The 13094-nt window shown below is 71.3% G+C and carries 15 protein-coding genes and 1 riboswitch; of the genes, 7 read left to right on the plus strand and 8 right to left on the minus strand.

The features are described from left to right. Positions 1-8: 8 nt before the first annotated feature. Positions 9-1268, minus strand: a complete 1260-nt coding sequence (locus tag CHF16_RS26815; RefSeq protein WP_143228137.1) for a helix-turn-helix domain-containing protein — start codon at positions 1266-1268, stop codon at positions 9-11. Positions 1269-1416: 148 nt separating this feature from the next. Here CHF16_RS26815 and CHF16_RS26820 point away from each other — a divergent pair, with 148 nt between their 5' ends. The 3 genes from CHF16_RS26820 to CHF16_RS39670 all read left to right on the plus strand — a co-directional run bounded on the left by CHF16_RS26820 (position 1417) and on the right by CHF16_RS39670 (position 2353). Next, the gene (locus CHF16_RS26820) at positions 1417-1626 is read left to right on the plus strand and encodes a hypothetical protein (RefSeq protein WP_089328911.1); all 210 of its coding nucleotides are present in this window, start codon (positions 1417-1419) and stop codon (positions 1624-1626) included. A gap of 161 nt (positions 1627-1787) precedes the next feature. Beyond that, entirely contained in the window at positions 1788-1967 is a 180-nt protein-coding gene (locus CHF16_RS26825) for a hypothetical protein (protein WP_089328912.1), read from the plus strand. Continuing rightward, positions 1964-2353, plus strand: a complete 390-nt coding sequence (locus CHF16_RS39670; protein ID WP_143228138.1) for a hypothetical protein — start codon at positions 1964-1966, stop codon at positions 2351-2353. The genes CHF16_RS26825 and CHF16_RS39670 overlap by 4 nt, the downstream gene beginning before the upstream one ends. A 12-nt stretch (positions 2354-2365) precedes the next feature. Here CHF16_RS39670 and CHF16_RS26830 read toward each other — a convergent pair whose 3' ends face one another. Beyond that, positions 2366-2836, minus strand: coding sequence for a GNAT family N-acetyltransferase (locus tag CHF16_RS26830; RefSeq protein ID WP_342750129.1), 471 nt, complete (start codon positions 2834-2836; stop codon positions 2366-2368). Positions 2837-2979: 143 nt separating this feature from the next. Between CHF16_RS26830 and CHF16_RS26835 the strand changes: the two genes are divergently transcribed. After that, positions 2980-3318, plus strand: coding sequence for a WhiB family transcriptional regulator (locus tag CHF16_RS26835; RefSeq protein ID WP_089328914.1), 339 nt, complete (start codon positions 2980-2982; stop codon positions 3316-3318). 61 nt (positions 3319-3379) lie between these two features. Here CHF16_RS26835 and CHF16_RS26840 read toward each other — a convergent pair whose 3' ends face one another. After that, positions 3380-4306 (minus strand): NADPH:quinone oxidoreductase family protein, encoded by a 927-nt coding sequence (locus CHF16_RS26840; protein WP_089328915.1) that lies wholly within the window; start codon positions 4304-4306, stop codon positions 3380-3382. A gap of 118 nt (positions 4307-4424) precedes the next feature. On the opposite strand from CHF16_RS26840, the gene CHF16_RS26845 reads away from it, so the two are divergent. Both CHF16_RS26845 and CHF16_RS26850 read left to right on the plus strand, forming a co-directional pair. Next, positions 4425-5012, plus strand: coding sequence for a rhomboid family intramembrane serine protease (locus CHF16_RS26845; RefSeq protein ID WP_089328916.1), 588 nt, complete (start codon positions 4425-4427; stop codon positions 5010-5012). A 61-nt stretch (positions 5013-5073) separates the two neighbouring features. Continuing rightward, a complete protein-coding gene (locus CHF16_RS26850; protein ID WP_089328917.1) occupies positions 5074-5712 on the plus strand; it encodes an HD domain-containing protein in 639 nt (212 codons plus the stop codon). Positions 5713-5727: 15 nt separating this feature from the next. Here CHF16_RS26850 and CHF16_RS26855 read toward each other — a convergent pair whose 3' ends face one another. The 5 genes from CHF16_RS26855 to CHF16_RS26875 all read right to left on the minus strand — a co-directional run bounded on the left by CHF16_RS26855 (position 5728) and on the right by CHF16_RS26875 (position 10906). Beyond that, positions 5728-6474: an SDR family oxidoreductase gene (locus tag CHF16_RS26855; RefSeq protein ID WP_089328918.1), complete on the minus strand. Its 747-nt coding sequence runs from the start codon at positions 6472-6474 to the stop codon at positions 5728-5730. Between the two features lie 108 nt (positions 6475-6582). Continuing rightward, a complete protein-coding gene (locus CHF16_RS26860) occupies positions 6583-8040 on the minus strand; it encodes a hypothetical protein (protein ID WP_089328919.1) in 1458 nt (485 codons plus the stop codon). A gap of 124 nt (positions 8041-8164) precedes the next feature. After that, the gene (locus CHF16_RS26865) at positions 8165-8950 is read right to left on the minus strand and encodes a sporulation protein (protein ID WP_089328920.1); all 786 of its coding nucleotides are present in this window, start codon (positions 8948-8950) and stop codon (positions 8165-8167) included. Between the two features lie 146 nt (positions 8951-9096). Continuing rightward, positions 9097-9420, minus strand: coding sequence for a DMT family transporter (locus CHF16_RS26870; RefSeq protein WP_089328921.1), 324 nt, complete (start codon positions 9418-9420; stop codon positions 9097-9099). A gap of 31 nt (positions 9421-9451) precedes the next feature. Beyond that, positions 9452-9513: riboswitch (guanidine-III (ykkC-III) riboswitch) on the minus strand. 25 nt (positions 9514-9538) lie between these two features. Then, a complete protein-coding gene (locus CHF16_RS26875) occupies positions 9539-10906 on the minus strand; it encodes a UDP-glucose dehydrogenase family protein (protein ID WP_089328952.1) in 1368 nt (455 codons plus the stop codon). Between the two features lie 351 nt (positions 10907-11257). On the opposite strand from CHF16_RS26875, the gene CHF16_RS26880 reads away from it, so the two are divergent. Continuing rightward, the gene (locus tag CHF16_RS26880) at positions 11258-13093 is read left to right on the plus strand and encodes an acyl-CoA dehydrogenase (RefSeq protein WP_089328922.1); all 1836 of its coding nucleotides are present in this window, start codon (positions 11258-11260) and stop codon (positions 13091-13093) included. Position 13094 lies beyond the last annotated feature (1 nt).

The raw sequence follows: 13094 nt of genomic DNA on the forward strand, positions 1-13094 counted from the left end.
CTCCGTGGTCAGGCGACGGACGCGATGATCTCAGCCAGTTCGCGGCCATGCGGGCTATGCGTCCACGCTGATGCCCGCGCGGGCAGCGCCGCCAGTTCACCGCGGAGCCGTTCCGATCCCGTTTCGGTGCACGCCGCCGCGGCCCCGGCCGCGATTCGCACGACCCTCTCGGGCTCCGCTGAACGGCCCGCGGCAAGCGCGGCAGCCTGCCGTGCCCGGAATACGCCATGGTCACGGCGGTAATTCCCGGGCTGGTCACCGAGGATCTCATCCCAGAGGTGAGCGGCGTCCTCGTGGTCGCCCGAGCGCCCGTACGCGGTGGCGCGCTGAATGGCCATGTAGTGCGGAGTGCGTCGGCACGCATTGCCCCATGGTTGTTCTTCATCGACCAGGTCGATGAGGGCCTCGGCGCGGTCGAGCGCGTGGTCGAGGGCCGCGCGGTCGCGTGTGAAGCCGTATCCATGAGCGAGGTGGACGAGGGCGAGGAGACGAACCTTGGGCGAAAGGCGCCGCTCGTCGGCGAGCGCGGCCTGTGCGTAGTCGACGATCGCCGTGCCATCGCCCAGATCGACTGCATGCATGGCCTTGTTGGCCAAGGCGTAGCCGATGAGGTCGGGATCGCCGTGCCGGTGCGCCATGTCGAGAGCGACCGCGCGCCAATGTGCTGAATGGGGCAGATCTGCGGCGTCCTGATACAGCCACCCGAGTAGCGCGGCATAGGCGACGCCCATTTCGAGGAGGCCGCGTCGGACGGGGGCGGCGGCCGTCTGGACCAGTTCCTGAATCAGGCGGGTCTGCGCGCCCACGGTGGGGATGAGCATATGCGGGCCGAGCCACATGTCCGCGCCGTAATGGCCGGGTAGCTGCTGGCGGAAGTAGCCGACGAGTTCAGGCGCCACAGGCCCATGGTGACCGATACCAGACCTGACGGTGACGGCTTCGGCCGCGATTCCCGTCTCCGGCGCGTCGCGACTGTCGATGGCCGTTGACGTTGCCGGTTCGTCCGCGAAGAGCTCGGTCTCGTCGACGCCCGTCAGCCGGGCGTACAGCGGGCGGTACACCGGGCCGGGGAGATGCCTGCCGGTCTCCCATTGCTTGACCATGTCGGCGAGGCTGGAGACACCGGGTAGAGCGCTCGGGTCGTCGGCGGCGGCACGCAGCCTCATGGCCCACTTCTCACGAGACCAGCGTGGACGCCCGTCGGCCCGGCGGGGCTCCTCGCGAAGCGCGCGCAGCCGTGCCCCGATGGCCTTTTTCGCGGTGGACATGTTGCGGAGCACCTCACACCGATTTCGTCGGGGGGAGAAGCATCGCCTCCCCCTCCCTCCCCAGTCTCCCCCTAGATGCGTGACTGTTGCCACACGTTCACTGATGGTGACCGGAACGTCTTCAGCATCGCAACAGGAAGTGCCAACAGTGAATACGACCACGGACGACGTCGAGCGGGTCAAAGCCGAACTGCGCAACGAGTTCCCCGGCTGGTCGATCATCGTGACCGATCGAGGCCGGTGGTGGGCGACTCGCGGGCCGCTCGTACGTGAGGAGTTGAACGAGCAGGCGTCCGCTGACGCCGACACCCCGGAGGGCCTCGCCGAGCGCATACGGGCGGTGACCCGACAGCGCTGACGGCAGGGCGCGACCCGACATCAGGCGGCGCTCTCCGCCGAGCGCGGCGGGCGGCCATGGCGGTGCACGGTCGCAAAGAACTACCTGACACACGAGGCGGCCTCGGGCCGGTGCGCCAACACCGGGTCGTCCGGGGCATGACCAGGAACGGAGCACTGGCCATGGCGAATCGATCGATCCCCGGCGACCCGCTGGCATCCGACCTCTTCACCTGCCGCGCGAGGGCCGAGGACTTCGGCAACGTGCCGTTCTGGACGTCCAGCGGCGAGCCGATCGCGCCTACCGGCCGGGTCGCGGACGCGGTCGTGGCCATCCTCGGGCACCTGGGGGAGCGATCGTGACGGGCCCGTGGGCGGCGGCCGAACTCGATCCCGAGCGTGTCGCGGCCGAGTTGGCGCGCCGGTTTCCCGGAGTGCCGGTCTGGCGGGGCGAGTTCACCGGGCGATGGTGGGCCGTCGTGCGTGATCGGGCGGGCCATGACCGGCTGCTTGAAGCGGCCGATCCAGCCGTCCTGGCCCGTTCGCTGGAGGAATCGGCGGCCGCTGTCCTGCCCGCGCGGCGAAATGTGCGGCCTTCGAGTCCGCCGATATCGAGCATGACCGTCCCGCAGCCGCGTGCGCCCGTCCACTCGCGCCGTGCGGGGGGCGAGCGGCGGGCGGCGCGGCATGTTCGGCGCGGCCGTGGCGGATGGTTCCGCAGCGTGGTCGGCGCGCTCGTCGCTTCTTAGCGCGGTGGGCGGCTAGGTGAGGTGGTACTTCATGCCCATGTGGGACGGGCGGAAGCCGATCTTCTGGTAGAAGCGGATCGCGTCCGGGCGCTGGCGGTCGGTGGTGAGCTGGACGACGCGGCAGCCGCGGGCGCGGGCGCGCTCGATGGCGTGGTCGATCATGAGCTGGCCGACGCCGCGGCCGCGCTGCTCGGCGGCCACCCGGACGCCCTCGATCTGGGCGCGCTCGCCGCCGGTGTAGGTGAGGCCGGGGATGAAGGTGAGCTGGAGGGTGCCGGCGAGCTCGCCCGCGACCTCCGCCACGATCACCGTGTTGTTCGGGTCCTTCTCGATCGCGGCGAAGGCGGAGAAGTAGGCCTCCGGGATCTCCTCGCCCAGTGTTTCACGGGTCGATCCCAGGGGATCGTCGGCGAGAAGCCGGACGATCTGGGGGAGATCGGCCGCGGTCGCCTCGCGGAAGGTCACTTCTTGATCACGCTGCACACCCCACAGGTTATCCGGGCGCTAAGTTGCAACGTTCACGCATGTCTTGTAGTACTACGTGTCGTAGTACTACGTTGAGTGGAGACCACCCCGGCCGAGGAGAACCCCGCACGGTGGTCTCGTCGCGGCGCAGGGAGAAGCCAATGCACATCAACGAGAACAACGAGAACGAGGAGCACTGGACCGACCACGCCATCTGCCGCGGTGCCGATCCGGACCTCTTCTTCCCGATCGGCTACTCGGCGCCGGTGCTCCAGGCGCAGGAGGACGCCGCCAAGGCGATCTGCGCGAACTGCCCCGTGAAGGCCGAGTGCCTCGCGTGGGCGCTGAAGGTCGGTGAACCCGACGGCATCTGGGGCGGGACGACCCCGGAGGAGCGGCGCTACCTCCGCCGGACGGCCGACGCCCCGGCGCGCCGCCCGCTGCCCGTCATCGTGGTGCGCGGCGACGCCTCCGAGTCGGAGCACGCCTCCGCCGCCTGACCCGCCCGCAAGGGGATCAGGGCCCGTTAGGGGAGCAGGGCCCGCTAGGGGATCAGGGCCGTTAGGGGAGCAGGGCCACCTTGCCCACGACGCGGCGGTTCAGCAGGTCGTCCAGGACGTCCGCCGCGGACGCGAGCGGTGCCGTGCGGGGAGGCACCGGGGTGAGATCGCCCTTCGCGACCATGGCGAGGAGTTCGTCGAGGAGGGCGCGCTGCGGCCCGGGGTTCGCCATCGACCAGGCACCCCAGTCGACGCCGACGATCGCGCGGTTGCGCAGCAGCACCTGGTTCAGCGGGAGGGACGGGATGTCCCCGGACGCGAACCCGATCACGGCGTAGCGGCCCCGCTCGCGCAGGGAGCGCAGGGCGGGGTCGGCGAGAGGGCCGCCGACCGGGTCGTAGACCACGTCCACACCGCCGTCCGACCACGCGCGGGCGGCCGTCTTGATGTCATCGGTGCCGATGGTCTCGTCCGCGCCGGCCTCGCGGGCCGCCTCCCGCTTGGCCTCCGTCGACGCCGCCGCGAGGACGCGGGCGCCCATGGCCTTCGCGATCTGCACCGCGGCCAGGCCCACGCCGCCGCCGGCGCCCAGCACGAGCACCGACTCGCCCGGTCGCAGGGCGGCGCGGTCGCGGAGGGCGAACAGGGCCGTGCAGTAGCTCTGGGTGAACGTCGCGGCGCGGGGGAAGTCCAGCTCGTCCGGGATCGGGACGGCCGACGCCGCCGGGACCGCCACCTCGGTCGCGAAGCCGCCGAGCCCGCACATCGCGAGGACGCGCTCCCCGGACGGCAGCGTCCCCGCCACCTCGCTGCCCGGCGTGAACGGCAGCGGCGGCTTGATCTGGTACCGGCCCTGCACGAAGAGGGCGTCCACGTAGTTGACCCCCGCCGCCTCCACGGTGACGAGGACCTGACCGGGCCCGGGGGCGGGGGAGGCGGTCTCCGTGACGACGACCGAGCCGAGTTCCTCGCAGATCGCAGCGCGCATCCGACCACTATGCCGGAAAGGCCCGATGGCACCTTCGCCGCGTCCCGGTCGTTGACGGTTCAGGGACGTCCAGGCACACGGTGCCTCAGACAGGTGCCTCAGACATACGGTGGCAGACATGAGCTATACCCCCGACCGGCAGCGTTCCGAGGAGCTGGCGAAGCACGGGTTCCGCGCGCTGTCGTCGCTCGTCCTGATCATCTCGGTGACCGCCGTGATGTGGGTGCTGGAAGCGTTCGACTACACGACCGACGGGTGGCTCGACCGGTTCGGGATCCAGCCGCGCGACGTCAACGACCTCCCGGACATCTTCACCGCCCCGTTCATGCACGCGGGCTTCGGCCACCTGATGGCCAACACGCTGCCGTTCGTCGTCCTCGGGTTCATCGCGGCGGCGCGCGGCATCGCCAAGTTCCTCGCCGCCAGCCTGATCATCATCGTGGTCGGCGGGCTCGGGGTGTGGTTCCTCAGCTCGGCCAACACGCTCGGGTCCAGCATCCTGATCTTCGGGTTCTTCGGGTACCTGGTCGGGCGCGGGATCTTCGAGCGGCGGCTGGTCGACATCGGCATCGCGGTCGCCGTCGTCGCCGTCTACGGGACGATGATCTTCGGTGTCGTCCCCGGCGACCCCGGCATCTCCTGGCAGGGCCACCTGTTCGGCCTGCTCGGCGGCGTGCTGGCGTCCTGGTTCCTGCGCCGGAGCTGAGCCCCGCGGTCGTGCCCTGCGCCGGGCGCGTGACCTGCGGTGACGCGGGTACCCCGGGGCCATGGCCGAGATGATCGCAGGTATCACCGTCCCCGACACGCCGCTCGTCCGGGACGTGACCGAGTACATCCGCGACACCGAGGACGACCTGCTCTACCACCACTCGCGGCGCGTGTTCCTCTTCGGCGCGCTCCAGGGCCGGGTCAGGGGGCTGGAGCCCGACATGGAGCTGCTCTACACGGCGGCCATGTTCCACGACCTCGGCCTGACCCCCGGCTACCGGGACTCCCACCTGCGGTTCGAGGTCGACGGCGCCCAGGCCGCGCGCGACTTCCTCCTGGAGCGCGGCTACGGCGAGGCCGAGGCCCGCACCGTGTGGCTCGGCATCGCCCTGCACACCACGCCCGGCGTTCCCGAGTTCCTCGACCCCGTGATCGCCCTGGTCAACGCGGGCGTGGAGACCGACGTGCTGGGGCGCGGCTACGACGACCTGACCGACGAGCAGCGGGGCGCCGTGACGAGCGCGCACCCGCGCCCGGACTTCAAGAACCGCATCCTGCGGGCGTTCACCGACGGCAACGTCCACCGCCCCGAGACGACCTTCGGCAACATGAACGCCGACGTCCTCGAGCACTACATGGACGGCTTCGAGCGCGCCGACTTCGTCCGGATGATCCTCGACAGCCCCTGGCCGGAATGAGCGCCCCGAGCGCGGTCAGTTCGGCCGGACGGTGACGTCGGAGACGACCGCGTCGCGCGGCGTCTCCAGGGCCGCCACGAGGACGCGGGCGACGGTGCCCGGCGCCGCGAAGTCGTCCTCGGCGTAGGCCTGGCCCTCCTGGGCGCGCACCCGCCGCTGCATCTCCGTGGCCGTCCGCCCCGGGTAGACGGTCGTGACGCGCAGCTTCGGCTCCTCGGCGCGCAGCGAGTCGGCGAGGGCGCGCAGCCCGAACTTGCTCGCCGCGTACGCCGACCACTCGGGGTTCGCGCGCAGCCCGGCGGTCGAGTTCACGAACACGACGTGCCCCTCGGCGGCGCGCAGCGCGGGCAGCAGCAGCCGGGTCAGCTCCGCCGCCGACACCAGGTTCACCGACAGGTGCTCCATCCATTCGTCGGCCTCCAGCTCGGCGACCGGCGACAGGTGCACCATGCCCGCCGCGTGGACGACGCCGTCCAGCCGCGGCGGCAGCCCGGTCACCGCGAGGGACGCCTCGATGCGGCGCGGCTCCGTCAGGTCCAGCGGGACGGTCGTGACGGTCCCGGCGCGCGGCGGCGCGGCGACCGCGCCGGGGTTGATGACCTGGGTCGCGGCGTGCGCCCCGGTCCCCAGCGTCCTGGCGAGCGCGCCGAGGCGCTCGGGGGAGCGGCCGGTGAGGATCAGGTCGTGCCCGCGCTCGCGGAGCAGCTCGGCGACCGCCGTCCCGATGCCGCCCGTCGCCCCCGTGATCAGATACGTGCCCATGGAGTCCCATTCTCGTCGGTCCCTGTCCGGGTGGACGCCCGGGGCGGGGAGTTGGTTCGGCGGCCCGCCCCGGCATGGCCGAACGGTCCGCGGCCGGTGGCGGTGCGGCTAGTTGGGGCGCAGCACCCGGGTCACCCCGGCGATCAGCGCGGTGGCCAGCACCCAACCCGTCGTGACCAGCCCGTAGGCGACCCACCGGGACCAGGCCACCGCGTCGTACGACAGCTGCTGCCCGAACGTGTCGAGCGGGATCAGCAGGTCCAGCGTGTAGATCAGCGAGTGGAAGTCGGGCAGCTCGTCGCGCGGCTTCACCGGCCGGGGGTGCTCGATCGAGAACACGGTCGTCCCGAGGGCGAGCAGTGCGGCGAACCAGGCGAACGCGAGCCACGGCCGGTAGCCGAACCCGACCGTCCAGTCCAGGAAGTAGTTCCACGCCCTGGCCACCGGGTGGAGCCCGCGGCGGCGCGCGCGCAGCTTGGCGAGCTGGACCTTGCGCGCGAGGTCGTCGTGCCCGATGCCGTGGTAGTACCCGGCGAGCTGCTCGTATGGCTGGAGGTGGAACTCCTCGTCCCGCGACACCCAGCTCAGCCGGTCCTTGAACGCGGCGTTGCGCAGCGTCTGGTACGTCATGCCGTCCAGATACAGCTCGTCCGGCCAGATGGACGGATGGTCCGTGAGCAGGTCGATCCGTGAGTACGACAGCGACACCCGCCCCTTGATCTGATCCTGCGGCCACAGGAGCATCTCGTCAGCCTGGATGTGGCTGGCGTGCAGCGCCATCCGCTTCGGGTCGGCGGAGTCGAGGCGCGCCCGGCTGAACGACAGGATGCCGTTGAAGCGGCCGCTGCGGAGCCGGACGGTGCCGTAGGCGGTGAAGCCGTTGCTCAGCTCGGCCGCGTCCTCGACGACGATGTTCTGCGCGTCCAGGGCGATCCGGCCGGGGTTGTTCAGGACGGTCCGCTCCATGAACAGCCCGCCGTTCATCCGCGCCCCGACGAACCGGATCCCGCCGGTGATCTCGGCGTCCCGGATGAAGGCGCCGGCCTCGACCACCAGGCCGCCGCTGAAGATCGCCCAGGTGCCGGGGTCGTCCACCGTGATCCGCGTGCCGTTCATCCGCAGCCCGCCGGCGAGCTGCGCCCGCGGCAGCCGCACCGAGCCGTCGATCCGCGACCCGGACAGGCTCATGTAGCCGTCCGCGCGGAGCCCGCCGGCGTCGAAGCCGGGCATCCGGCAGTCGGCGAACCGGAGCTGGCGGGTCTCGGCGTTGGAGAAGTCCGGTTCCTCGACGAGCCGGCAGTGCTCCAGCAGCAGCTCGTGCTCGGTGGAGCCGCCCGACAGGTCGAGCCGCCCGGTGATGTAGGCGCCGCGAAGCCGGACGGCGGCGACCGCCCCCGGCACGGTCTCCCCGGCGCCGAGCAGCAGCCGGGTGATGATCTCGGCGCGGACGATGCGGTCGGGATCGGGCCCGGCGGGCCGGTCGTCGCCGAGGACGACGGTGGCGCCGGTCGGGAACGCGGCCCAGAGGCGCCGTTCCGCGTTGTTCAGTCCGGGGGGCTGGGGCACGGGACCTCTTTCTAGGTGGAGATCCCCTCCGCGATCAACCTCGCGGAGGGGATCCCCGGCCGTTCCGGGCGGGCGCCTGGACGCCCCGCCGGCTGGACGCCCCGCCGGCTGGACGCCCCGCCGGTTAGAAGAAGCCCCGGCGGCGTCCGGCCTCCTGCAGGAAGCCGTCGAGCTGCTGCTCCCAGTTGGTGTGCTCGACGGTCGCGTAGTCGACGGTGAAGCGGCTGAACGCGTCGTGCCCCTCGGTGAACACGCCGCCGCGCTTGTCGAGCTCCAGCACGACCTCCATCGACTGCGGGTACGACACGAACGTCACTTCGAGCTGCTTGATGCCGCGCGCGTACTGGCCCGGCGGGTAGAACTCGATCTCCTGGTAGAAGGGCAGCTCCTGGTGGACGCCCCAGATGCGCCCCTTCTCGCAGTCGGCGTTGCGGAACTGGAAGCCGAGGTTGGAGAAGGCGGCGAGGATGCGCTCCTGCGCGGGCAGCGGGTGGACGGCGATGGGGTCGAGGTCGCCCGGGTCGAGCGCGCCCGCCACCTCCAGCTCGGTCGCGATGCCGACCGTGGTGCCGTGCAGCGGATGCCCGTACATGTGCGTGAGCGGAGCCTCCCACGGGATGGGCATCTGGAACGGGACGCTGTGCCGGGCGCCCTCCTGGAGGCTGAAGCTGCCCGCGACGGGCATCTTCGCGTACTCCAGGTTGGAGGTGTACTCGTTGTCGCCCGACTCGACCTCGACCCTCGTGCGCAGCGCGAGGTTCACCGACTTGATGTCGGAGTTGTACTGGCCGCCGATGATGGTGATCTCGCCCGTGACGACGCCGCCCGGCATCGTGTTCGGGTCGTGCAGGATCGTTTCGATCGACGGGCCGCCGATGCCCATCGCCTGCCGCAGCTTCTTGAAGACCAAGGCCGGTCCCTCCCGTGTCAGAGCACTCCCCGCGCTCTCGTCGTCCCATAGACGCTGTTACGGGAGATTACGTTCCGCGGAAACGGTTGTGACCTGCGAACGGCCGCGCCCGCTGGCCGCCTGCGGCCAGCGGGCGCGGTCGGCCGTCAGTGGCCGCCGCCCGCGAGGTTCAGCCCGATCACGCCGAGGATGATGAGCGCCAGCGCGCCGATCTTGACGGCGGACGCCTGGTCGCCCATGACGAGCATGCCGAGCGTCGCCGTCCCGACCGCGCCGATGCCGACCCAGACGGCGTAGGCGGTGCCGACGTCGAGGTGCTTCAGGGCCAGGCTGAGCAGCCCGAAGCTGGTCACGGCGAAGACGAGGAAGCCGGCGGACGGCAGCGGTTCGGTGAAGCCCTTGCTGCCCTTCAGGCAGAGGGCCATGGCGACCTCGAAGAGGCCGGCGACGATGACGAGGACCCAGGCCACGGATGCGCTCCCGGTGCGAGACGACGGTGGTCACGCGTCGTCTTGGCTTTCCGGGTACGGCGCACCTCGTCCGGGAGGGCCGGTGCCCGCATCGAGCGGACCGGTGCCCTCGTCGCCGTCAACGGCCCGATATGGCGGGTTGTTCCCGGTAGGAGCGTCCGAGCGCCCGGTACTCCCAGCCCGCGGCCCGCCACTGCGCGGCGTCGAGGGCGTGCCGCCCGTCCACGATCCGCCGGTGCCGGACGACCGCGGCCAGCGCCTCCGGGTCGACCTCCCGGAAGTCCGACCACTCGGTCAGCAGGACGACCACGTCGGCGTCCTGCGCGACGTCGAGCGCGCTCTCGCCGTAGCGCAGCTCGGGGAACGCGGCGCGCGCGTTGTCCAGCGCGGCCGGATCGTAGACGCGGACGTCGCCGCCCAGGCCGTGCATGGTGCGCGCCACGTCCAGCGCGGGCGCGTCCCGGATGTCGTCGGAGTTCGGTTTGAACGCCGCGCCCCACGCGGCGATGCGCTTGCCGGCGAAGTCGCCGCCGAGCAGTTCCCGGACGAGGTCGACGGTGCGGGCGCGGCGCCGCCGGTTGATGTCGTCGACCTGGCGGAGGAACGACACGGCCTGCCCGACGCCGATCTCCTCGGCGCGGTGCGCGAACGCGCGGATGTCCTTCGGCAGGCAGCCGCCGCCGAACCCGAGCCCGGGGCGCAGGAACTTGCCGCCGATGCGGTCGTCCAGCGCGAGCGAGTCGGCGAGGTCCTTCACGTCGGCGCCGACCGCCTCGCACACCTCCGCCATCGCGTTGATGTAGGAGATCTTGGTGGCGAGGAACGAGTTGGCGGCGACCTTGACCAGCTCGGCGGTCGCGAGGTCGGTGCGGATGACGGGGGTACCGAGGTCGAGGACGGGCTTGAACGCCGCGCGCAGCCGCTCGTCCGCCCAGTCGGACGCGACGCCGAACACCATCCGGTCGGGGCGCAGGGTGTCGTCGACGGCGAAGCCCTCGCGCAGGAACTCGGGGTTCCAGGCCAGCTCGACCTCTTTCCCGGCGGGCGCCAGCTCCTGGACGAGGCCGGTGAGCCGCGCGGCCGTCCCGACCGGCACCGTGGACTTGCCGACGACGAGGGCGCGGCGGCGCAGGTGCGGGGCGAGGGCCCGGACGGCGGCGTCGAGGTAGCTCAGGTCGGCGGCGTCCGAACCGGCCTGCTGCGGCGTCCCCACGCACAGGAAGTGGACGTCGCCGAACGCGCCCGCCTCCTCGAACGAGGTGGTGAACCGGAGCCGGCCGGAGTCGAGCGCCTTGGTGAGCAGCTCCGGCAGTCCGGGCTCGAAGATGGGGACCTCGCCGGACGCCAGCCGGTCGATCTTGTTCCGGTCGACGTCCACGCCGAGGACCTCGTAGCCCAGCACGGCCATGCAGATGGCGTGCGTGGCGCCGAGGTAGCCGGTTCCGATGACGGTCAGCCTCGGGGCCCCGGACTCCGCCTCATTCATGCGCACCTCCTCGTGCCTCACGATGTTCAAGCCCCCGCCCGATCTTCCCACCACGTCCGAGCGGCCCGGCGGAGGGTCCGGTGCGGGTCGCCGCGGCGGGCCCGGCGCAGGTCGGCGGGCCGGGCCGGGGCCGCCGGAGGCGGCGGCCCGGTACCGGACGCGCAGGACGGCGACGAGTTCGTGATTTGTGTCACATGGTCCGACCTGCGCGTGCTTCGATGTGGCCTGTGTGGGCCGGATCGCCCTGGAATCAAGTGGTTGCCACTGGTTACCAGCGGGTAGCATGATGTTGAGTTACCCACCAGTACGCAGCGGGGCCGCCGGCCGCCGCCGGATCTAACGGAGTCTCGAATGGGGCACTACAAGAGCAACCTCCGGGACCTGGAGTTCAACCTCTTCGAGGTGTTCAGGCGCCAGGACCTCCTCGGCAGCGGCCCGTACGCGGAACTGGACGAGGACACCGCGCGCAGCATCCTCGACGAGGTGAACCGGCTCGCCGAGGGCCCGCTCGCCGCCTCCTTCGAGGACGCCGACCGCAACCCGCCGGTGTTCGACCCCGCCGCGGGCACCGTGACGATGCCGGAGGGCTTCAAGAAGTCCTACAAGGCGTGGATGGACGCCGAGTGGTACCGCCTCGACCTCGCCCCCGGGTTCGGCGGCAGCGGCGCCCCGCGCTCCCTCACCTGGGCCGTCGCCGAGCAGGTGCTCGGCGCCAACCCGGCCGTCTACATGTTCGCCTCCGGCCCCGGCTTCGCCCAGATCCTCTGGCACATCGGCACGCCCGAGCAGAAGAAGTTCGCCGAGCTGGCCCTGGAGCGCCAGTGGGGCGCCACGATGGTCCTGACCGAGCCGGACGCGGGCTCCGACGTCGGCGCCGGGCGCGCCAAGGCCGTCCAGCAGCCGGACGGCACCTGGCACATCGAGGGCGTCAAGCGCTTCATCACCTCGGCCGAGCACGACATGGCCGAGAACATCTTCCACCTGGTGCTGGCCCGCCCCGAGGGCGCCGGCCCCGGCACCAAGGGCCTGTCGATGTTCCTCGTCCCCAAGTACCTGGTGGACGTCGAGACCGGTGAGCTGGGCGAGCGCAACGGCGCCTACGTCACCAACGTCGAGAAGAAGATGGGCCTCAAGGTCTCCACGACCTGCGAGCTGACCTTCGGCGAGAAGCACCCCGCGATCGGCTACCTGGTCGGCGACGTGCACGAGGGCATCAAGCAGATGTTCCTCGTCATCGAGTACGCCCGGATGATGGTCGGCACCAAGGCCATCGCGACCCTGTCGACCGGCTACCTGAACGCGCTGGAGTACGCCAAGGAGCGCGTCCAGGGTGCCGACATGACGCAGATGACGGACAAGACCGCCCCGCGCGTCACGATCACCCACCACCCGGACGTCCGGCGCAGCCTGCTGACCCAGAAGGCGTACGCCGAGGGCATGCGCGCGCTGGTGCTGCTCACCGCGTCCTACCAGGACGCCGTGCAGGTCGCCGAGCACGAGGGCCGCAAGGACGAGCAGGCCGAGAAGATCAACGACCTGCTGCTGCCGATCGTGAAGGGCTTCGGCTCCGAGCGCGCCTACGCGCTGCTCGGCGCGGAGTCGCTGCAGACCCTCGGCGGGTCCGGCTTCCTGCAGGACTACCCGATCGAGCAGTACATCCGCGACTCCAAGATCGACACCCTGTACGAGGGCACCACCGCGATCCAGGGCCAGGACCTGTTCTTCCGCAAGATCCTGCGGGACAACGGCGAGGCGCTGAAGGTGCTCGCGGGCGAGATCAAGGCGTTCGCCGAGTCCGAGGCGGGCAACGGCCGGCTGAAGAACGAGCGGGCGCTGCTCGGCCGCGCGCTGGAGGACGTCCAGGGCATCCTCAACCCGATGGTCGGGTGGGCGCTCGGCTCGATGGAGAACCCCAAGGAGCTGTACAAGGTCGGGCTCAACACCACCCGCCTGCTGCTCGGCCTCGGCGACCTCATCGTCGGCTGGCTGCTGCTGCGCCAGGCCGACGTCGCGCTGACCGCGCTCGGCGGCGGGGGCGTCTCCGACTCCGACAAGGCGTTCTACAACGGCAAGGTCGCGGCGGCGCAGTTCTTCTGCCAGACCGTCCTGCCGCGCCTGGCCGCCGACCGCGCCGTCACCGAGGCGACGACCCTCGACGTGATGGAGCTCCCCGAAGAGGCGTTCTGAT

Source organism: Actinomadura meyerae, from assembly GCF_900188445.1.
Classification (GTDB): domain Bacteria; phylum Actinomycetota; class Actinomycetes; order Streptosporangiales; family Streptosporangiaceae; genus Spirillospora; species Spirillospora meyerae.